The organism is Celeribacter halophilus, assembly GCF_018860305.1.
Taxonomy (GTDB): Bacteria; Pseudomonadota; Alphaproteobacteria; order Rhodobacterales; family Rhodobacteraceae; genus Celeribacter; species Celeribacter halophilus_A.
Genome location: NZ_JAHKPE010000013.1, coordinates 374,127 through 394,656, shown reverse-complemented (window position 1 = coordinate 394,656; position 20,530 = coordinate 374,127). Strand labels below are relative to the sequence as shown.

The 20,530-nt window shown below is 56.6% G+C and carries 18 protein-coding genes and 1 tRNA gene; 8 read left to right on the top strand and 11 right to left on the bottom strand.

From position 1 onward, the window contains the following. Positions 1-211: 211 nt before the first annotated feature. Positions 212-922 carry an NYN domain-containing protein gene (locus KO492_RS03510; protein WP_216043683.1) on the bottom strand — a complete coding sequence of 237 codons (711 nt, stop codon included), beginning with the start codon at positions 920-922 and terminating at the stop codon, positions 212-214. Positions 923-1,045: 123 nt separating this feature from the next. Next, complete coding sequence (locus KO492_RS03505) at positions 1,046-2,386, bottom strand: ATP-binding protein (protein ID WP_216043682.1); 1,341 nt, start codon at positions 2,384-2,386, stop codon at positions 1,046-1,048. Between the two features lie 153 nt (positions 2,387-2,539). Between KO492_RS03505 and KO492_RS03500 the strand changes: the two genes are divergently transcribed. The 3 genes from KO492_RS03500 to KO492_RS03490 all read left to right on the top strand — a co-directional run bounded on the left by KO492_RS03500 (position 2,540) and on the right by KO492_RS03490 (position 4,047). Then, on the top strand, positions 2,540-3,430 hold the full coding sequence (locus KO492_RS03500) for an MBL fold metallo-hydrolase (RefSeq protein ID WP_303578264.1): 891 nt from the start codon (positions 2,540-2,542) through the stop codon (positions 3,428-3,430). Between the two features lie 82 nt (positions 3,431-3,512). Continuing rightward, positions 3,513-3,587 (top strand) — tRNA-Asn (locus KO492_RS03495). Positions 3,588-3,714: 127 nt separating this feature from the next. Then, positions 3,715-4,047, top strand: a complete 333-nt coding sequence (locus KO492_RS03490) for a DUF6538 domain-containing protein (protein ID WP_216043681.1) — start codon at positions 3,715-3,717, stop codon at positions 4,045-4,047. A gap of 225 nt (positions 4,048-4,272) precedes the next feature. Here the strand turns inward: KO492_RS03490 and KO492_RS03485 are convergent, their stop codons facing one another. Continuing rightward, entirely contained in the window at positions 4,273-5,454 is a 1,182-nt protein-coding gene (locus KO492_RS03485; RefSeq protein WP_216043680.1) for an MFS transporter, read from the bottom strand. Positions 5,455-5,538: 84 nt separating this feature from the next. Between KO492_RS03485 and KO492_RS03480 the strand changes: the two genes are divergently transcribed. Next, the gene (locus tag KO492_RS03480) at positions 5,539-6,435 is read left to right on the top strand and encodes a LysR family transcriptional regulator (protein WP_216043679.1); all 897 of its coding nucleotides are present in this window, start codon (positions 5,539-5,541) and stop codon (positions 6,433-6,435) included. A gap of 290 nt (positions 6,436-6,725) precedes the next feature. On the opposite strand, the gene KO492_RS03475 is transcribed toward KO492_RS03480, so the two are convergent. The 4 genes from KO492_RS03475 to KO492_RS03460 form a co-directional block, all read right to left on the bottom strand. Then, positions 6,726-7,541, bottom strand: coding sequence for a hypothetical protein (locus KO492_RS03475; protein ID WP_216043678.1), 816 nt, complete (start codon positions 7,539-7,541; stop codon positions 6,726-6,728). Between the two features lie 12 nt (positions 7,542-7,553). Beyond that, the gene (locus KO492_RS03470; protein WP_216043677.1) at positions 7,554-8,030 is read right to left on the bottom strand and encodes a hypothetical protein; all 477 of its coding nucleotides are present in this window, start codon (positions 8,028-8,030) and stop codon (positions 7,554-7,556) included. 508 nt (positions 8,031-8,538) lie between these two features. Next, the gene (locus KO492_RS03465) at positions 8,539-8,790 is read right to left on the bottom strand and encodes a DUF6552 family protein (RefSeq protein WP_354668221.1); all 252 of its coding nucleotides are present in this window, start codon (positions 8,788-8,790) and stop codon (positions 8,539-8,541) included. Beyond that, a complete protein-coding gene (locus KO492_RS03460) occupies positions 8,780-9,484 on the bottom strand; it encodes an SDR family oxidoreductase (RefSeq protein WP_216043676.1) in 705 nt (234 codons plus the stop codon). The genes KO492_RS03465 and KO492_RS03460 overlap by 11 nt, the downstream gene beginning before the upstream one ends. A gap of 98 nt (positions 9,485-9,582) precedes the next feature. Between KO492_RS03460 and KO492_RS03455 the strand changes: the two genes are divergently transcribed. Further along, a complete protein-coding gene (locus KO492_RS03455) occupies positions 9,583-10,470 on the top strand; it encodes a LysR substrate-binding domain-containing protein (protein ID WP_216043675.1) in 888 nt (295 codons plus the stop codon). A gap of 172 nt (positions 10,471-10,642) precedes the next feature. Here the strand turns inward: KO492_RS03455 and KO492_RS03450 are convergent, their stop codons facing one another. Then, positions 10,643-11,539, bottom strand: coding sequence for a LysR family transcriptional regulator (locus KO492_RS03450; RefSeq protein ID WP_216043674.1), 897 nt, complete (start codon positions 11,537-11,539; stop codon positions 10,643-10,645). A 98-nt stretch (positions 11,540-11,637) separates the two neighbouring features. Between KO492_RS03450 and KO492_RS03445 the strand changes: the two genes are divergently transcribed. Together KO492_RS03445 and KO492_RS03440 are read left to right on the top strand one after the other, a co-directional pair. After that, on the top strand, positions 11,638-11,928 hold the full coding sequence (locus KO492_RS03445) for a putative quinol monooxygenase (protein ID WP_216043673.1): 291 nt from the start codon (positions 11,638-11,640) through the stop codon (positions 11,926-11,928). A gap of 42 nt (positions 11,929-11,970) precedes the next feature. Further along, positions 11,971-12,984 carry a zinc-binding alcohol dehydrogenase family protein gene (locus KO492_RS03440; RefSeq protein WP_216043672.1) on the top strand — a complete coding sequence of 338 codons (1,014 nt, stop codon included), beginning with the start codon at positions 11,971-11,973 and terminating at the stop codon, positions 12,982-12,984. Positions 12,985-13,222: 238 nt separating this feature from the next. Here KO492_RS03440 and KO492_RS03435 read toward each other — a convergent pair whose 3' ends face one another. Then, the gene (locus KO492_RS03435) at positions 13,223-14,908 is read right to left on the bottom strand and encodes a BCCT family transporter (protein WP_216043721.1); all 1,686 of its coding nucleotides are present in this window, start codon (positions 14,906-14,908) and stop codon (positions 13,223-13,225) included. Between the two features lie 179 nt (positions 14,909-15,087). Here KO492_RS03435 and KO492_RS03430 point away from each other — a divergent pair, with 179 nt between their 5' ends. Beyond that, on the top strand, positions 15,088-16,035 hold the full coding sequence (locus KO492_RS03430; RefSeq protein ID WP_216043671.1) for a LysR family transcriptional regulator: 948 nt from the start codon (positions 15,088-15,090) through the stop codon (positions 16,033-16,035). A 392-nt stretch (positions 16,036-16,427) separates the two neighbouring features. On the opposite strand, the gene KO492_RS03425 is transcribed toward KO492_RS03430, so the two are convergent. Continuing rightward, positions 16,428-16,688: a hypothetical protein gene (locus KO492_RS03425; RefSeq protein WP_066601535.1), complete on the bottom strand. Its 261-nt coding sequence runs from the start codon at positions 16,686-16,688 to the stop codon at positions 16,428-16,430. Positions 16,689-16,704: 16 nt separating this feature from the next. Then, positions 16,705-20,397, bottom strand: a complete 3,693-nt coding sequence (locus KO492_RS03420; protein ID WP_216043670.1) for a vitamin B12-dependent ribonucleotide reductase — start codon at positions 20,395-20,397, stop codon at positions 16,705-16,707. Positions 20,398-20,530 lie beyond the last annotated feature (133 nt).

Below are 20,530 nucleotides of genomic sequence, written 5' to 3'. Positions count from 1 at the left end.
GAATTTCTCAATAGAAGCCAAAGTTTCCCGTTCTGTCGCACATCCAGATGGCTTTACGCGCCCTCAGATTTCGATCGTCGCCATACCAAAACATCCGAACGCAGGACCAAAATTGCGGCTGAAATCGCATGTCTGCAAAGCGTCGGAAAAGTGTCGGACACTCGTCGGCCTCAGCCTGCCGTGCCAGAACAAAGTCTGTTTCTTAACGCGGTCAGGCTGATTTGCTCTGAGCAGCCGTAGTCGCGCGTGAAAATCCTTCGGGACGGAACCGCACCTTTGCATTGGCACCGCGTGGGTCCAAATCGTAAAGTTCAGGTCGTGCATTGAAATAGCTCCGCCAGTTTTTCTCAGGTAAGCTGCTGATCTTCACGCCATGTAGGGTTCTCATCTGCTGACCCACTTCGCAAATTCGTGCTCCCGTCTCGTCGTTACTGCAATCTACGATTATAGCACACACATTTAAATCAAACGCTCTTACAGGCAGTTTCTCTTTCGGCACAAGACGCGGCGGCGCAACTGGTTTCCGCGCCCCAAGCTCCACAAAACTACTACAACAGGCGCGAAACGCATCCGGAGCCTTTGCCTCACCAAGCCCGATCACTTTCGCGCCGTTCTCTCGCAGTCTGGTGGCAATATGGGTAAAATCACCATCCGAACTTGCGATCACAAAGCAACGCATCTCCCTGACCAGAAGCAACTCCATCGCATCCAGTGCAAGCAATATATCTGCTGCGTTTTTGCCGGTTCCGGCATGTATCATCCGGTATCCATAGGCGTTATGCCAATCCGAGAGAGGCTGCGCATCTCTATAAACACGAACCACGCTTGGCTCGCCATGTTTTCCCGCTGCGGTCAAAATATCTTTTGCATATTTTCCGCTAATATTATCACCATCAACAAGCACCGCGACAGATTGCGCCATCGTAAACCTCAAGTCTTAAAATACGACTTCGTTCTGTCGGAGAAATGTGCCGAAAACTTGACCCTGTCGAGGAAATCCGGTGGACCTAAGAGGCTGCATTCACTTCTTTGAAAAACGTCGACCTCATGCCTGCCGCGCCAGAACGATGTCGGCTTTCAACCCGCCAAGGTCTTCGCTCTCGCCCAGCCGCAACGTGCCGCCGTGTCGCCGTGCCACGTCATGGGCGATGGCCAGACCAAGCCCGACACCGGAGGAGCCGCGATTCTGGTTGCGGGCGGCGTCGAGACGGACGAAGGGCTGCAAGGCCCGCTCGCGCACATCAGGGGCAATGCCCGGACCATTGTCCTCGACCGAGATCACCACGGCACGGTCAAACTCGGTCAGGCTGAGTTGCGCAGTCGTGCCATAGCGGCGCGCATTGGACATGAGGTTGTCGAGCGCACGCGACAGCGCCGCAGGGCGCAGGTTGAGCATCACCGGCGCCTCGGGCATGGCTCCGAGTTTGACCTCGCCCCCTGCCCGTTCCGCACGTTCTTTGGCCGACAGCACCAGTTCCACCAGATCGACCTGCTCTGGCGTCTCCATCGCCTCGGATCGCGCGAAATCAAGAAAGGTGTTGATGAGTTGCTCCATCTCGTCGAGATCGGCCTGCATCGCGTCAATCTCCGCCGCGTCTTCCTCCGGCACATCGAGCATCGACAGGCCCAGCCGGATGCGCGTCAATGGCGTGCGCAGGTCATGGGAGACGCCGGAAAGCATCAAGGTGCGCTGTTCGATCTGGCGCTCGATGCGTGAGCGCATGTTGAGAAAGGCCGCCCCCGCCGCACGCACTTCCGCCGCACCGGCCGGACGGTAGGGCTTGCTCTCGCCGCGCCCGAAACTTTCGGCCACCCGCGCAAGCTGACGGATCGGGCGGAGTTGGTTGCGCAGAAAGATAAAGGCGATCAGCGTCATCACCAGACCTGTAAACGCCGTCCAGACCATGAGCTGATGCGGGTTGGAGGCCGAGGCACGACTGCGCGGCAACTCGATGGTCAGCCGCCCGCCATCGGTCAGGATCGAGGTGCGCACAAGACGCGGATCACTAGCCACATCGACGCCTTCGACCCCGTCGATCCGGCTACGCAATTCGGAGGCAATCACCCGCGAGGAAAAGTCATACCAGCGCCTGCGATCTTCCACGGCAGTATCACTGCCGACCGAAGTTTTGAAATCCAGCCGCGTGTCCAGATGTTGCAAGGCCACAGGCACCTGATCGGCGGGAATGCCTTCGACCGTTTCCACATAGAGCCCGATTTCCGCCACCACGCCGCGACTTAACTGGCGGGTGATGTCCTCGAAATAGCGCTGCGAAAAGGCCACGATCACCACAAGCTGGATCACCACCACGGGCACCAGAAGGATCAAGGCCCCCCGCGCGTAAATCCCGCGCGGCATATATTTTTTCAGCCAGTTGAACACCATGCCCCAGTCCCTTCGGATGATATGCGGGTCCGAAGCAGACAGACCCGAGGCGCAAGCGCGCCCGATCACGAGACCCGAAAATCCGTGATTCAGATTTTTCGCGAAACGCTGTATTGGTAGACTGTCAAAGAGCGCAAAGAAAAGGAAAATCGCGTGCAGAACCGACCCGAGAGCGTAAGCCGTCTGGCGCCGGACCTGATCCGTATCCTCGCGCCCAACCCTTCGCCCATGACCTATTGGGGCACCAACAGCTATCTTCTGGGCGATGGCGCTGCGCGTGTGGTGATTGATCCGGGACCGGATCTCGCGGCGCATCGCGAGGCCATTCTGGGCGCCCTGCCGCAAGGCGGCCGGATTTCCCATATTCTTGTGACACATGCCCATCGCGACCATTCCGAGGGGGCGCAGGCCCTGTCACAGGCCACGGGCGCACCCGTCCATGCCTTCGGAGATTTCCGCAGCGGTCGCAGCCCGATCATGGCCTCGCTCGCCGAGCAGATCGGCGGCGGCGAAGGGGTGGACGCGCGCTTTCGTCCTGATGTTGCCTTGGCTCATCAAGAGGTGCTTGCAACCCCCGCAGGGTCGCTCACCGCGCTGCACACCCCCGGCCATATGGGCAACCACCTATGTTTTCACTGGCAGGACATGGTCTTTTCCGGCGATCTGATCATGGGCTGGTCCTCCTCGCTGATCTCCCCGCCCGATGGCGATGCCGCCGCCTTCCGCAACAGCTGCACCCTGCTGCGCGATCTTGCCCCCGCGCGTCTCCACCCCGGACATGGCGCAGCGGTGGAGATGCCCGAGCAGAGAATCGACTTTCTCCTCACCCATCGCGCAAATCGGGAGGCGCAAATCCTCGAAGCCCTGTCGGTGCGGCCCCAATCGCTCATCGCGCTGATAAAAACGGTCTACACAGAGCTTCCAGCGACTCATATTCCGGCCGCCGCACGCAACACGCTGGCACATCTGATCGACCTCCACCAAAGAAACCGCATCCTCGCCACGCCGGAACTCTCTGAAAATGCAGTATTTTCCGCGCGGTGAGCAAAAAATTCGCAAAAAATATCTTTTTGTCACAAAACCCACTTGCACGGCCCAAATCACATAGCTATACACCGCCACATGTTCCGGCGTAGCTCAGCGGTAGAGCAGTTGACTGTTAATCAATTGGTCGTAGGTTCGATCCCTACCGCCGGAGCCAATCACACCCTAAGTGGTTGGAATTAAACGATAAATCGCTCCACTCGGGGCGCTTTTCGCGTTTTAGGCACATTCTCTGACACATCCGTCTCCGGGATGCCCTGAAACCCGTTTTCGGAGTGCATGTCATGGCTAGTGTCGCACACACCCCCTATCTCGAAAAACGCCCTTGCGGGTATTTCTTCCGACGGCGTCTGCCGACGGCCTGGGTCGAGATAATGAACCCTGATCAAGTTTCTGCCGTCTGTCTCTCCCTTCGAACCGATGTCCTCTCCGATGCGAAGATTCTCGTCGCGCGCCTGACAGCGATCACCGACGCAGCCTTCGCGCTGACGACGGAGAGACCTGTGAACCATCTGAAACCAGAACACGTTACACTGCTGACCGAGATGTCGCGTTTCCAGATCGCTGCCCGCGAAGCAATGCACGCCTGCGCGAAATCGCGCGTTGCATGGGTGTGACGCTTAACGAAAGCAGTGCCGACTGGCGCAAACTTGCCTTCGAGGCTCTGCGGGTCATGCTGGACGTGTCACGCGAACGCGAAAAGCGCGAGCTCGGAACCTACGAGGAGGCAATTCGATGCCAAAGGTCAGCCGGTCTTTGTAAATCAGATTCAGGGCAGACATGATACGAACCTCCGGTCAATTGGTTCGCCCCGCCGCGCCGATGCGCAGCGGGGCGATTTGTTATTCCGCTGCCACAGGGCGTGAAACGGTTGCGTTCAGGCGACCTGAAAGGCGCACGAGGACGATGCCGACAACCACAACTCCGGCAGCAATGTAGGGTGCTGCAGCGAGGCCAATGCCTTCGACCACCAGCCCACCGGCCCATGCACCGCCAGCAATGCCGAGATTGAATGCACCGATGTTCAGCCCCGAGGCCACATCGACTGCCCCGGGCGAGACTTCACGCGCGATTTGCACAACATAGGATTGGAGCGGCGGCACGTTGGCGAAGGCAAAGCCGCCCCAGAAGGCCGCAACCGCGATGGCCGCAATCGGGCTGGTGAGGAACGCGCCGAGTGCAACAAGCGATACAGCCAGACCTGCAAAGATGAAGGTTAGTGCGGGCACGGCACCGATACGATCGGAAAGTTTACCACCCGCAATGTTGCCCACGGCAACAGACGCCCCATAGAGCAGCATCACAAGGCTGATGGCACCTGCGGAAAGACCTGTAACCTCGTTCAGCATTGGCGCAAGGAAGGTGAAGGCGATAAAATTGCCGCCATATCCGATAGCCGTAATCATATAGACCAACATAAGGCGCGGCGATGTCAGCACCTGCAACTGCGCTTTGAGGCCTGCCGAGGTCGTCTTGGTCAGATTGGCCGGCACCAGCACAGCAGAGGCAATGAAACCGATCACGCCAAGCGCGACAACGCCAAGGAAAGTCGACTGCCAGCCGAAATTCTGGCCAATGAACGTCCCCAAAGGCACACCCGTCACCAGCGCGACAGTTAGGCCAAGGAACACCAGCGCAATGGCTGAGCTTTCTTTTTCTGGCTTCACAAGGTCTGTGGCAATGGTCGAGGCGATGGCAAAGAACACACCGTGAGCCAGACCGGTAATAAACCGCGCAACAACGAGGCTGTTGTAGTCCGGCGCAAAGGCGGCAAAAGCATTGCCGAGCGTGAACAACGCCAGCAAGAGCAGCAACAGTGTTTTGCGCGGCAGGCGGTCGACCAGTGCGGTCAGAACCGGCGCACCAATGGTTACGCCAAGCGCATAAAGGCTGACCAGCAGGCCTGCGGAGGGGGTTGAGACGCCGAGGTCGGCGACAATGGTAGGAAGCAATCCGACGATCACGAACTCGGTCGTTCCGACAGCGAAAGCGCTGATGGTCAGCGCCCAAAGGGCAAGTGGCATCGTTTCTCTCCAATAAATTTGATGTCGACGCCGTAGATGCCAGCCGCTATCTATTGCGAGAACAGACATGTTGGGAACGGATCATTGCAGAAACTGCACGAATTGTTGCGCATGGGGGATTTGGCTGCCTTTGTCGGGATCATCGATGATGGAGGCTTTGCTGAATCTGCGCGGCGCAGAGGGGTGTCAGCCTCGACGCTCAGCCGGTCAGTCACGCGGCTGGAGGAACAGTTGAAGGTTACGCTGCTGCGCCGCACCACGCGCTCTATCGAGATCACCCCTGAAGGGGTCGCGGTCCTTGCCGAGGCGCGTGAAATTCTGGATCGCAGCGAAGCCCTGCAGGAAATCGCGACCAGCGGGCAGGCCCCCGCAGGACCGCTTCGCGTAAACGCACCGGTGCCTTACGTTCTGCATGTTCTCGCGCCGCGTCTTGCCGAATTCCACGCGCAATATCCGGACATCCAACTCTCAATCGACATTACAGACACGCTGGTAGATTTAATCGGCAGTCACGCGGACGTTGCCATCAGGCTTGGAAAATTACCCGACAGCGACATGTTGCACCGGCCTTTGGGGCGCACGGATTGGAAATTGGTGGCTGCGCCGGACTATCTTGATCGCAACGGCTGGCCGGAAAGACCCGCCGACCTCGCGCAACTGGAACAGGTCCGCTTCTCCATGCCCGAGCACATTAACACCCTGCGTTTCACCACCCTACCCTCTCCCGTCCGCGTCCCGACATCCTTGACCGCAGGCAACGGTGAGGCCGTGCGCCAGTTGGTGTTGAACGGTTTGGGGATCGCGCGGTTTTCCGATTTCATGATCGCAGACGATATCCAAGCCGGGCGTTTGATTGAGCTGTTTCCCGGCCAACTCGATGCCGAGCCACTCGACATCACGGCGCTCTACCTCACCCGCGTATCGGGTCTGCGCCGGCTGGGTGTGTTTCTGGATTGGCTGGGTGACATTAGTGGAAGCTGATTTATGCGAGCTCTTTCAGCATGCGCAACAATCCCGAGCAAGCGTGGCCTCAAAAAAGTAGTCTCATATAGGCATAATTTTACCGATGTTCGTTTCACGGAAGTTGCACTGCCACGCCGAGAGCTTGCGTGAACGGCTGGGAAGAGCCGTTCACTTTATTCGACATATGTGGGCGGATTGCAGGTTTTCTCTGCGGACGGGTAGACATCTCTTGTCCATATCGACAGCGGATATTCTTCCGTGGAAATGCCCGTAAAAAGTCGCCGCAATAGCATTAGTGCGATGCCGCTCTATTCTCCGCGTTCGAGGTAGGCTCCATCGACCCAACCTGTCGCGCAAGGACCGTCATAGGGGGCGTAGAGTTGGTCGGCGCTGATCTCGCAGGTGTCGATGCCATTGGTCGGGATGGCGACGGCGAGGAAGTCCCCTTCAAACGCGATGACATCCACTCTCTCCCCCTCGAAAAGCTGCCACCACACCGGTGTCGCGGCGTTGGGAGTGGCGGAGGCGTAGACCGGTAGTCCTGCGGCGGAAGGCTGGGAAGTCACGCGGGCCACGTCGATAGCCCCCGGCTCCGGCACGATGACATCTTGGGAGAAGAACAGCCCGACAGGACCGCGCTCGTCAAGGGCCGACCAGAGCGCTTCTGTGTCGGCATAGACGGTTTTGGACAGGCAGAATGTCTGGTTCACCTCTTGTTGCCAATGCGGGGATTGCAGCCACATGTCCGCCTCCCCGTCCACAGCAACAGCCTCTTCCATATCGTCCCACGGGAGGCGGGCGTGGAGTGTCACTGGCTCGCCCAGATCAACGCTCCAGAACCCCAGCTCGATGCTCAGATCATCGCCCTCTTGCCAGTCGAACCAAGTGGTCGAGGCTTGCGCAACCAGCGGCGTGTCATAATAGAGTGTGCCGGTTTCGAGCGCGTGGCGGACCAGATGATAGCTTTCATCCTTTGCGCAAACCGTAATCTGCTCGCGGAAATCGGCATCATCGGTCGCGCATTGAAAGACCACCTCGCCCTCGCACACGGCTTGGGCAAGGGCACTCTGTGTCATGCCCGCCGCCGCACAGGTGAGGGCCAGTTTCAGGCAGAACTGCTGCATCCTTTGGCCCCTTTACGGAGAGACTTGGGCCAGATCGATCATATCGATCAGCGTGCCAAGATCGCTGGTGACAGAGCCGGTGTCGCAGGTCAGGGTCGCGATCACCTCATTGTTTTTGATGACATTGATGCCACCCTCAAGCACCGCGCCTTCCGCGCGCTCTCCGCCGGACCAGACCTCATAGGAATAGCTTTGATCCGCGTCGAATCTCACGGATTCGCTCACATAATTCCCCATGCCATTCCAAGGGGTTGCGAGCATCGTGACCTTTTCCTGCAGGATTTCCTTTTCAACCTCGCCATTGGATTTGAAAAACCCGTAGGAGGCCATGTCGCCATCTTCCCAGATCGCGTCGCACAGTTCGACCGCCTTCGCGCCACCGTTAAATGTGCAAGAGAACATCTCTGTCCCGTCGAGCAGGCAGTATTCGCCAGCTTGCGCCATGCCAGCGCCAAGGATCAGCGCGGCGGAAAGGTAAGTTTGCTTCATCATTTTTCCTTCTGAGTGATGGGGTGAAAGGAGACCGTCCAGCTTTGGAATGAGGGCATCGTGTTTCAGATGGTCAGGCTTTGCGTTTTTCGATCAAAATCATTTCAAACTTGTTAAGCACCAACCGAAAAAGTCCGCCCCGAGAACAAAAGCGACAAACGGTGCAATCCATCCTGTCGGATGTCCCGATATTCCAGAAAAGACATCTGTCACAGCGATTGCAGTGGCGATGAGGACAAGGATGCCCGATCGGAATGCAGATGCCCTCGTGAGGGACATAAGATCGGTTTGGTTCTGATCAATTTTCAAAAGACATGCCTGTTCTGAAGGTTGATAACTGAGAAATATCAGGTTTTCGGTCAATTTTTGACGGGGAAGATTCTTCGGGTATTCTCATTTACCAGAGAATTTAATGTCCACACTGCGGTGTTCAGCAACCGGAAGAGCGACTGAAAGGAGACCCCTATACCGGATGCTAAACCTTGCATGACGGTCTGCTCTATCAAGATCAGCGGCTTGCCATACCGGATATCATCGCACCCAATGCAACAATATGAACCAGCATTAAGGCTTTGTCGTTCCACATCGCACCGACTGCAAACCAACCCAACACGCCGACCAGGAACAGGTAGAGGTTCCAAGGTGTCCAGCTGAAACCCGTGGCGGTGTAGCCTAAGATCTGGATGATCGAAGCGCCCCATTTGACCGCAAAAACCATGCGGTCAAAACGTGGGCGCGCAATGCTCGTATCAGACGGCACGGGTCAACCCTCCGTCGATCCGCAGGTTTTGCCCTGTCATGTAGCCACCACCTTCGGATGCCAGAAGCGAAATTACGGCAGATACTTCTTGCACGCGCCCATAGCGCCCCATCGGAATACGGGCCTTACGATCTTCGGTTTCAGGAAGGCTGTCGATAAATCCCGGCAAAACATTGTTCATACGGATATTGTCGGCAGCATATTTATCGGCATAGAGCTTTGTGAACGCTGCAAGTCCGGCCCGAAACACACCCGAAGTGGGAAACAACGGATCGGATTCAAAGGCCGCAAATGTCGAAATATTGATGATCGCACCGCCGCCCTGTGCTTGCATAACGGGCGTCACCAAGCGCGTCGGGCGGATGACGTTCATCAGATACACCTCCATACCCATGTGCCAATCATCATCCGAAATGTCCAGCACCGGACCTTTGGGTCCGTGACCCGCGGAATTAACCAACACATCCACACGCCCCCAACGATCAATGGCCCCTTGAACCAAGGCAGACAGATCATCAGGATTGGTGTTGGAACCCGTGACGCCAAATCCGCCCAACTCGACCCCAAGCGCCTCGCCTTTCCCTGAGGACGACAGGATACCCAGCTTGAAGCCATCTGCAGCCAATCTACGGGCCGCCTCTGCGCCCATGCCGCTTCCTCCGGCGGTGACAAGTGCTACTTTTTCTACTGACATTATTCTCTCCATCACTATTCTGGCTTATCAATAGATCAATAAAATTGGCGTATCGCGCGAGAATTGATGTTTCATGACTGTAGGATTACTATTGCCAAATGCCGCAACTTCCTCCCCTCAACGGTCTACGTGCATTTGACGTGGCTGGCAGATGTCTGAATTTCCGTGCTGCTGCGGATGAACTTGGCGTCACCCAAGGGGCCGTCGCCCAACAGGTGCGTCAACTTGAGGCGCATTTAGGCGTGCCCTTGTTTGAACGGCTTCCAAAGGGCTTGGCCTTCACGCCAGCGGGACGGGGTTATCACGTCTTTGTCGCCGCCGCTTTCGAGGCGCTGCGCAATGCAACGGAGCAACTCAAGCCGGAGCCCGGCAAAGTTCTGGTCAGCGTCACACCGACATTCGCCGCAAAATGGCTGATCCCCAACCTACCGGACTTTTCGGCCAGGCATCCGGATATCGACCTGCGCATTCTGGCCACCGAAAAGGTTTCAAGCTTTCACAGCGACGGAATTGATCTTGCCGTGCGGCAGGGAAAACCACCTTTCGGAGCGTCCCTTGATGCGCGCCTCCTGTTTCGTCAGGAGATTATCGCCGTGGCCGCGCCAAGTCTGGTGGACGGGTATGACCTGCCTCTTGATGCCAAGGCGTTGTCCGCCATCCCCAAACTTCACGACAGTCACAATCTCTGGCCCGAGTTTCTCAAACTGCACAACATCGAAGATGAGGGCGGACATGGGCTACGCCTCAGCCAAACATCCCTGTCCGTGGATGCAGCCCTGTTTGGTCAGGGAGCGGCTCTGGCAAGCCGCTTTCTTGTGGAGGCCGACATTGCCGCCCAACGATTGATACAGATCACGCCCAAGGCGCTCTCAGGAAAGCAGGATTTCTACCTGCTTTCCACACGCAAGACCAAACAAAACCCGGCTATTGAGGTCGTTATCTCGTGGTTTCTGGAACGAGCAGCAACACCATCCTCGCCTGAATAAAGCACACCAAGGAGGTTCTGTCAGGCTCGCCACCCTGCCCTAAAAACCTATACTGAACTGTTGCCAGTTGAGTATAACGGCGAGAAAAATGAAAACTCCAATTCCCGCGAAAGCAATACCGGAATAGCAGTTTCGCATCGCCGTTAGTGTTGCGCCTGTCAGCATCTCCGCACTACTGCGATTTTCGCATCATTATTGCCTCACTGAGGGCTTTGGCCAATGCGCGGACGCGGCGGGGTTGCGCCCTGCCGGGCGGGAACATCATCTGCAGCGGGTTCGGCGGCGCAGCATAGTCCTCCAGCAACGCGACCAAGCGGCCCGCCGCAATATCGGGCGCGACATCCAGTTCGGATTTGAGGATGATCCCGTGCCCCTCAATCGCCCATTGCCGCACCAAGGCCCCATCGTTGACGGTCTTGTTCCCCCGCACCGTCACCGTTTGCGGTTTTGTGTCGGGGCCGAAGCGCCAGACATTATCTAAAGTCATCCCGAGCCGCATGATCAGGCAGTTGTGCTGGGTCAGGTCTTCGGGCGTTTGAGGTGCGCCGTGTTTCGCAAGATAAGCAGGTGCGGCACAGACGATGCGGCGGAAACGGCCAAGGCTGCGCGTGCGCAGGGTGCTATCCGTTATGACGCCATAACGTAGCGCCAGATCGACACCTTGCCCGACGATATCAACATAGCCATCGGAGAGGAGAAGCTCGACGGAGATTGCTGGATTTTCGGCGGTAAAATCCGCGACCACATCAGAAACAATCGAGCGACCAAGATCGATCGGCGCGCTGACGCGGATCGGGCCGGAGAGCGTTTCGGCCCCGTGCCGGATACGCGCTTCCAGTTCCTCGATCTCGCCCAGAACCACCTTTGCCCCGCTGAGCAGCGTGCGTCCCTCATCGGTCAGGCTAAGCGAACGCGTGGTGCGGTTGAACAACACAACACCGTAATGCGCTTCCAAGGCAGCCAGCCGCTCCGAGACCGTGGTGCGCGACAGGCCCGCCTCGCGCGCGGCCGCGACAAGCGACCCTTTCTCTGCAATGGTTAAGAACAAGCGGATATTGTCGATCAACATTATACGGTTTTTCCGAATTATTATTCCGATTGCGCCCTGTTTATTCGGTTTTAACGGCGACGTATATCCCCGTCATAACCGCAAACAAGGAACACCCCATGTCCACGCTCACAATCGTCGCCAACATTCACGCCAAAGCCGATAAAATCGATCTGGTCAAAGCCGAGCTGCTCAAACTGGTGCCGATCACCCGCGCCGAGGCGGGCTGCATCACCTATGACCTGCATCAGGACAACGAAGACCCTGCGCATTTCACTTTCTATGAAAACTGGGAAAGCCGCGAGATCTGGCAGGAGCACATGAACGCCCCCCACCTTGCCGCCTATTTGGCCGCAACCGAGGGTGCCGTTGACCAGTTCATTCTTGCCGAAATGACCAAAATCGACTGAGCCGCAGCGCTTGCCACCCCCTATTTACCACGGAGAACACAGATGAAAGCCATCGGATACACCACCAACGGCGCAATCGACCGCGCCGATGCCCTCATTGACCTCGAGATCGACAAGCCCTCCGCAACCGGTCATGACATTCTGGTCAAGGTTGCCGCTGTCTCGGTCAACCCCGTTGACGTTAAAGTCCGCCAGAGCCGCCCCGCCGAGGGGGATGCGCCTGTGATCCTTGGTTGGGACGCCGTTGGAGAGGTCGTGGAGACGGGCGAGAAGGTCACGCAATTCAAACCGGGTGACAAGGTCTGGTATGCGGGCGCGATCAACCGCTCCGGCACCAATGCCGAATATCACCTCGTGGATGCCCGCATTGTCGGACATGCGCCCAAATCTATTGAAACCTCTGCCGCAGCGGCACTACCGCTCACCACGCTAACAGCGCAAGAGATGATCTTTGACCGCCTGAAAGTCACTGATCCGGTTCCGGGTGCGGCCAAGGCCATCGTCATCATCGGCGGCGCGGGCGGGGTCGGCTCCATCGCAATCCAACTTCTGCGCGAACAGACCGACCTGACGATCATCGCCACAGCCTCACGTCCTGAAACCCAAGAGTGGGTCAAGGAGCTTGGTGCGCATCATGTGGTGGACCACTCCAAGCCACTGCCCGAACAAATCGCCGCTCTCGGCATTGGTGCCCCTGCCTTTGTCTTTTCGACCAACCACTCGGATAGCTACGTGACACAAATCGCGGAATTCATCGCACCTCAGGGCCGATTTGGCCTGATCGACGATCCGGAGAATTTTGACATCATGCCGTTCAAGGGCAAGGCTGTGTCGATCCACTGGGAGCTGATGTTCACCCGTTCCCTGTTCACCACCGAAGACATCGCGCGTCAGGGGGGCATCCTCGACACCGTGGCGGGTCTGATTGATGCAGGTAAAATCCGTTCAACCGCGACAGAGAGCTTCGGAACGATCAATGCCGAAAACCTCAAGCGCGCCCATGCGCTCATTGAGAGCGGTCGCGCCAAGGGTAAGATCGTTCTGGAAGGCTTCTGAAATGCAGCTGCGCAGGCTTGATCACGTCAATATCCAAACCGCCCAAGTCGAGGCGAAGGTGGCATGATATCGAGACCGTTCAAACCTGGCCCTGTCACGCTTTTCTTCTGCCACAAGTGGGGCTGCTCAAAATGACTTTTCGCATTTGCTTAAGTGTTTAGGCTTGGACAAATGCTCTGAAAAAATCTCAAGACGGGGAAGCAAGTGGCCGGACGCCCCAAAGGGCGTCCGGAACATCTTATTCAGCCGAGATGACATCAACCGCCACATCAGTTGTGGATTGGATGCCTGCTTTAGAGCGCTTCGTGTCGCTCCACGCCGCTTTTACAAGGGATACGCATTGTAGCACCATCACTATTGAGAACGGAAAGGCTCCGATAACCATCGCGGTCTGAATGGCTTTCAGGCCGCCACCCGGGCCACCTGCGATCAGCAAGGCTGCAACCACGGCCCCCAGAGCGATCCCCCAGAAATAGATATGTGGGCGGGCCTTTGGTCCTTCATCACCTGCCGCATTAATTGTGTTTACAATCAGCACGGCAGAGTCCGCTGTTGTCACCAGATAGGTCAGCAGAAGAACAACAACGAGCACGGACATAAACCATCCCCAATGATCTCCCAGCATATAAATGACCATGGCGAAAATCTTGTCACCGTCAGGCACCGAAAAGATCGCATCACCGGCATCCCCGTTCAAAGTCAGGTCAATCGCCGTGCCGCCTGCAAAACTGAACCAGATAAAGCACATAATCGACGGCATGATCATCGCACCAATCACGAATTCGCGGATCGAGCGGCCTTTGGAGATACGGGCCAGAAACAGCCCGACGAATGGCGCGAAGGCGACCCACCATGCCCAGTAGAATACAGACCATGCGCTCTGCCAATTCGCCAATTCGCTGGCAACCGAGCCCTCTACGCCGTCCGAACGGAACACTTGGAACAGCATTGTGGGCAAGTTGATAAGATATTCGAACGTTCCCATAAACAGCGCTTCGAGACCGAAAAACGTAGATCCGAAGAGCAGGAAGAAGCCCAAAAGAAAGAAGGACAGGATCAGGTTCAGATTGGACAAAAGTTTGATCCCTTTGCCAACTCCGGACAAAGCAGATGCGGTCGAGGCTGCCATAATAATGAAAATGGACACAAGAACACCGAACGTATTGGCCGCTCCGGTATCTGCATCTGTCAAACCACCGATGCCAATGCGAGTCATGCCCGCGACAAATTGTTCAACCCCGAACCCGAGAGCCTGAGCAACCCCGAGAATGGTCGCGACAACAGCAACAATATCAATCAGGTTGCCCAGCGTTCCGGAGAGCGCCTTGCCGAATATCGGAGTCAGTGAGCTACGAACGGTCAGCGGCAGTCCGCGGCGGTAACTGAAAAAGGCCATCGCCATACCGGTGAGGCAATAACACCCCCAAGCCTGAACGCCCCAGTGAAGATAGGACCACTTATACGCATTGATAACGTTGTCTTGCGTCGAGCCGGTGGCTGTTCCGGCGATGACATCAGGGTTGTTCTGAAAGTGATAGACCGGTTCCGCGACCGCCCAAGTCAACATGCCGACACCGATGGCAGCGCCGAACATCATGGCAAACCAAGAAAAGCGTGCAAATTCGGGTTCGTCGCCTTCCAAACCCAGCTTCAATTTTCCCGTTGCGGGGATGACCGCCAATATTGAGCAGGTCAAAACAAACAGAGCAACGATCCCGATATACCAATATGCCGTGTGGGACAGGATGAAGCTATTGATTGCATTCAGGATTCTGCCCGCTTGTTCCGGAAATACAATAGCCCAAATAACCAAGGCTGCGATGATAATCTTGGAAACGACTGCAACACTGATGCTGAATCCGGAATAAAAACCGTGGTCAGCCGTTGCGATAGGGAGTTCCATTAGGGGAGGTTTGGAAGACATATTTTCCTCGATGTTGGTTGTCAGTGTGCTTTTTATTTTTTGATAAACGGCAGGCATTCGCGTCATACGTGACACATTTGTGAGCCGTTTTTCGGAGCACTTCCTTTACGTTAACCGAATATTTTGGTTTGGTGGTTCACAACCTTTCGGCTCAAAGTTCCACAAAAAGGAAACCTCTTTTGGCAAAACAGGCGATCCTGAAATCCTTGGGAGACGTTGATATTCGGTTGCTGCGTGTATTTTCTGTCGTGGCTGCCTGCAACGGGATTGCGGCTTCCGAGATGGAACTGAACATCGGAAAGTCGACGATCTCGCGTCATATTTCGGATTTGGAAACTCGGCTGGGATTACGTTTATGCCTTCGGGGGCCATCCGGCTTTCAACTGACATCGGAAGGAGAACAGGTTCTCAAGCTGGCAACCCATTTGCTCACACAAATCGACGAGTTTCGCTCCGATGTCGACGCGATACAAAGCACTTTATCCGGCACGATCCGTTTTGGTGTCTACGATCAATCCTCAACAAATCCCCAAGCGCAAATCGATAAGGCAATAGAGAAATTCGATCAGATTGCACCGAATGTTTCGCTGGAAATTTCAATGGACACGCTGACTTCGCTTGAAGCCAATATCCTAAATGGCTCCATCGATCTGGCGATCATGCCGGCCTATCAAACATCACCAATGCTATCCTATACGGAATTGTATTGCGCAAATATGAATCTGTATTGCGGGAAAGGGCATCCGCTTTTCGGCCGTGACACCCACGGGCTTGACCCGAAAGCCACGCTGCCCGCATATAAATATGCAGGATATTCGTTTAACTCACCAAACATGCGCGTAAGCAACATGCTTGGGCTGGAACGTACGGCAAGCGTAAAGGACGAAGAATCTCTGGCGCTTCTGGTACAATCCGGACGGTATCTTGGTTTTTTGGGAGATCACCTGATTCCCTGTATCGGAGGCCACTCCCGATTCTGGCGCCTCTTTTCCAAAGAACTGTCCTACTCTGTGCAATTTGCTGCCGTGACACGAAGGAACCAGCGGCCAAATCGCAAAATCGAAGCATTCCTGAAGTGCCTCATTGAAACGCATCCTTCCCCTTCGACATTATTGACTTCGGCTTAAAGGATAGCAAAGCGCGACCAGAGACCCGCGCGGGTGTTCGCCAAGGCGGCTCATCAGGAGAGCATATTCGGGCCAATTCCCTTTTTCGCTGAAAAGTGCGATCGTTTTTCCGAGAAAACCATTGATGACCCTGATCGCAATCTGGGAACCGACATCATCCCGGAGGCAAGTGAGGCAAACGCGGAACTGACCACGAAGTAACCGTTGATCCCGCAAAAGATGGTCAATTCCTATCAACCTCATAACTTGAAAGAAAAAAGGGGAGCCAATATGGCCCCCCGAGGTTCGCTGATCAGGCTCACTATTTATACCGCCCGGTAGATTATTTGCCTGCGGCCCGATCCGCGTCGGGAGCGAACGCATCCGCTCCTGAAACTCTTTTCTGCACCTCTCTAGTGCAGCACACGACCCGCAGAACTGTTGACGGAGAACACCGCCTTACAGCCCGCCTCCCCTGCATCGCGGTAATCCTGAACCGAATAGGTCACCGAAAGCGACGGAACGCCGAGGACAGAGACCGCATGGGCGCGGTCATAGGCATCTGCCAACGCGCCCATCACATTGCGGTCGAATTCCGCCTCGAGCGTGTTGCCCTTCATGGTCACACGATCGGCGGCGCAAAGCTGGCCTGCGATGTCGAAAACAAGGTTCATGGTCGTGTCCTTCCCCTTACGAACAGCCCGAAGTGCTGCCGCAGGTGTTGCATTTCATACAGGTGCCGTTGCGCACCAGCGTGTAGTTGCCGCATTCGCCACAGGCCTCGCCCTCATAGCCCTGCATCTTGGCCTTATCGCGCGCGGTCATGGCGACAGTCCCTGAAGACAGCGCCGTTTGGTCCGACGACGCAGGCGCAGTCTTGGTTTCCGGCACCAAGGCATGCAGCGCCGCTTCCGGATCTACGGAGCCATTGAGCGCCACCCCGCCCGACTGCATCCCGCCTTGCAGCACCACAAGGTCTTGCGGCAGGCGTTTGCGCAGGTAGCCGGTCGAAGATATCTGCTTGAGCACTTCGATGGATTTGGCCGAGGCGCTTTCAGACGGGGCTTTGATGTTGGACACACCTTCGGCGGCCTCTTTGTCCAGATCGTCAAACGACGCGCCTTGCGGTTTGACATGGGCCAAGTCGGTGCGATCCAGATAGCTCACCGCCAACTCGCGGAAGATATAGTCGAGGATCGAGGTGGCGTTCTTGATCGAGTCATTGCCCTGCACCATGCCGGCCGGTTCGAACTTGGTGAAGGTGAAGGCATCGACAAATTCTTCGAGCGGCACACCGTATTGCAGCCCAACAGAGACGGCGATGGCGAAATTATTCATCATCGCGCGGAAACCGGCGCCCTCTTTGTGCATGTCGATGAAGATTTCACCGAGCTTGCCGTCCTCATATTCACCGGTGCGCAGATAGACCTTGTGCCCGCCGACGATGGATTTCTGGGTGTAGCCCTTCCGACGACTGGGCAGTTTTTCCCGCCCGCGCGCTACTTCCTTGATCACGACTTTCTCGACGATTTTCTCCGCCAGAACCTGTGCTTTTTCCTGCGCTGTGCCGGTGGCGAGAATTTCCTCGGCTTCGTCATCGTCTTCAATGAGCGCGGAGGCGAGCGGCTGGCTCAGTTTCGAGCCGTCGCGGTAGAGCGCATTGGCCTTGGTGCCCAGAGACCATGACAGCTCATAGGCTTTCAGACAGTCCTCGATGGTGGCGTCATTGGGCATGTTGATCGTCTTGGAGATCGCCCCCGAGATGAACGACTGTGCGGCGGCCATCATGGTGATATGGCTTTCAACCGACAGGTAACGCGTACCCTTGCGGCCACAGGCATTGGCGCAATCGAAGATGTGATAATGCTCTTCTTTCAGATGCGGCGCACCTTCCAGTGTCATGGTGCCACAGACATGGTCGTTGGCCGCTTCGATGTCCTGTTTCGTGAAACCGAGGCTGCGCAGCAGATCGAAAGTCGGATCGTTGAGCTTCTCCGTCGGAATCCCCAGCGTTCCGGTGCAGAATTCCTCGCCCAGCGTCCACTGGTTGAAGACAAAGCGGATGTCAAAGGCCGAGGGCAGCGCCGCTTCGATCTTTTCGATCTGCGCAGGGCCGAAACCGTGACCGATCAGTGCCGTGTGGTTGATCCCCGGCGCATTGCCAAGCGTGCCATGCCCCACGGCATAGGACACGATCTCTTCGATCTCTGCCGAGCCGTAGCCGAGTTTTTCGAGGGCGGCGGGCACGGACTGGTTGATGATTTTGAAATAGCCGCCACCGGCGAGCTTCTTGAATTTCACCAGAGCGAAATCCGGTTCGATCCCTGTGGTGTCGCAATCCATCACCAGACCGATGGTCCCCGTCGGCGCGATCACAGAGACCTGCGCATTGCGGTAGCCGTGTTTCTCACCCAGCGCCAGCGCTTCGTCCCATGCGGATTTGGCGAGTTCAACCAGATGCGCGTCGGGGCAGTTTTCGTGATCCAGAGCGACCGGCTTGACCTCAAGCCCCTCGTAACCTGTGGTCTTGCCATAGGCGGCGGTGCGGTGGTTGCGAATGACGCGCAACATGTGCTCGCGGTTCGCCTCAAAGCGTGAAAACGCCCCGAGCTCACCGGCAATCTCCGCCGAGGTCGTATAGGACACACCGGTCATGATCGCGGTCAAAGCGCCGGTCATCGCGCGGCCTTCGTCGCTGTCGTAACCCAGCCCCATGTTCATCAACAGCCCGCCGATATTGGCATAGCCAAGCCCCAGCGTGCGGAAGTCATAGCTGCGATGTGCGATCTCTTTCGACGGAAACTGCGCCATCATCACGGAAATTTCCAGCGTCAGCGTCCAGATGCGGGTCGCATGCATGTAGCTTTCCGCATCGAACACACCGTCATGCAGGAAGGTCAGCAGGTTCATCGAGGCAAGGTTACAAGCCGTGTCATCAAGGAACATATATTCCGAGCACGGGTTCGATCCACGGATCGCGCCATCTTCGGGACAGGTGTGCCATGCGTTGATGGTGTCGTGGAACTGGATGCCCGGATCGGCACAGGCCCATGCGGCGTGCCCCACCTGCTCCCAGAGATCACGCGCCCGTACCGTCTTGGCCACGCCGCCATCCGTGCGGCGCAAAAGTTCCCACTCGGCATCGTCTTTCACGGCCTTGAAGAAGGCATCTGTGACGCGCACGGAATTGTTGGAGTTCTGACCGGAGACCGAGGCATAGGCCTCAGAGTCCCAATCCGTGTCATAGGTCGGGAATTCGATGGAGGAATAGCCCTGCTTGGCGTAGTCCAGCACCCGTTTGACGTAGGTCTCGGGAATGGCGCAATGTTTCGCGCCCTTGATGGCCGCTTTCAGCGCAGGGTTTTTCTTCGGGTCAAAAGCATCGTCCTCGGCCCCGTCCCATGTGCCGATGGCGTCGAAAATCTCGTTCAACTGGCGTTCGTGCATCTTGGAGCCCGCGACGATGGAGGCCACCTTCTGCTCTTCGATCACCTTCCAGTTGATGAATTCTTCAATGTCGGGGTGATCCATATCGCAGATCACCATCTTTGCGGCGCGCCGCGTGGTGCCGCCGGATTTGATTGCTCCTGCCGCGCGGTCACCGATTTTCAGAAAGCCCATAAGGCCGGAAGATTTACCACCCCCGGAGAGGCTTTCATTGGCCGCCCGCAGGCTGGAGAAGTTGGTACCCGTGCCGGAGCCGTATTTGAACAGACGCGCTTCCCGCACCCAAAGATCCATGATCCCGCCATCGGAGACCAGATCATCGGCCACGGATTGGATGAAACAGGCGTGGGGCTGCGGGTGTTCATAGGCCGAGGACGACCGCGTCAACTCGCCGGTCTTGTAATCCACATAGTAATGCCCCTGCCCCGGTCCGTCGATGCCATAGGCCCAATGCAGGCCGGTGTTGAACCATTGCGGCGAGTTGGGCGCACCCATCTGCGCGGCAAGCATAAAACGCATTTCGTCGTAATAGGCTTTGGCATCCTCTTCAGAGGTAAAATAGCCACCTTTCCAGCCCCAATAGGTCCATGCACCGGCCAGACGGTCGAACACCTGTTTCGCGGAGATCTCGCCAACAAACCGTTCGTTTTCAGGAAGTTGCGCCAGTTTTTCTTCGTCGGGAACAGAGCGCCAAAGGAAGGACGGGACACCTTTTTCGCGGACTTTTTTCAGGGCGGCGGGGATGCCGGCCTTGCGGAAATATTTCTGGGCGATCACATCGGAGGCGACCTGTGACCACTTTGCGGGGATTTCGCAATCATCGAGCTTGAAAACCACCGTTCCGTCCGGATTTCGAATTTCCGAGGAGGTTCTGGTGAACTCCAGATCCGCATAAGCGTCCTGATCTGCTGCCGTGAATTTCCGCTCGATCTTCATTTTGCCCCAACCATCTCACTATCGCGCTTTTGACGCTCATTTATACCCGAGCCGGCCATCTACATCTTGTATGGCAGCAGCGAGGAAGGTCCCAGATTCCCACGGACAAAACCTTCCCGCTCCGAAGAACCAA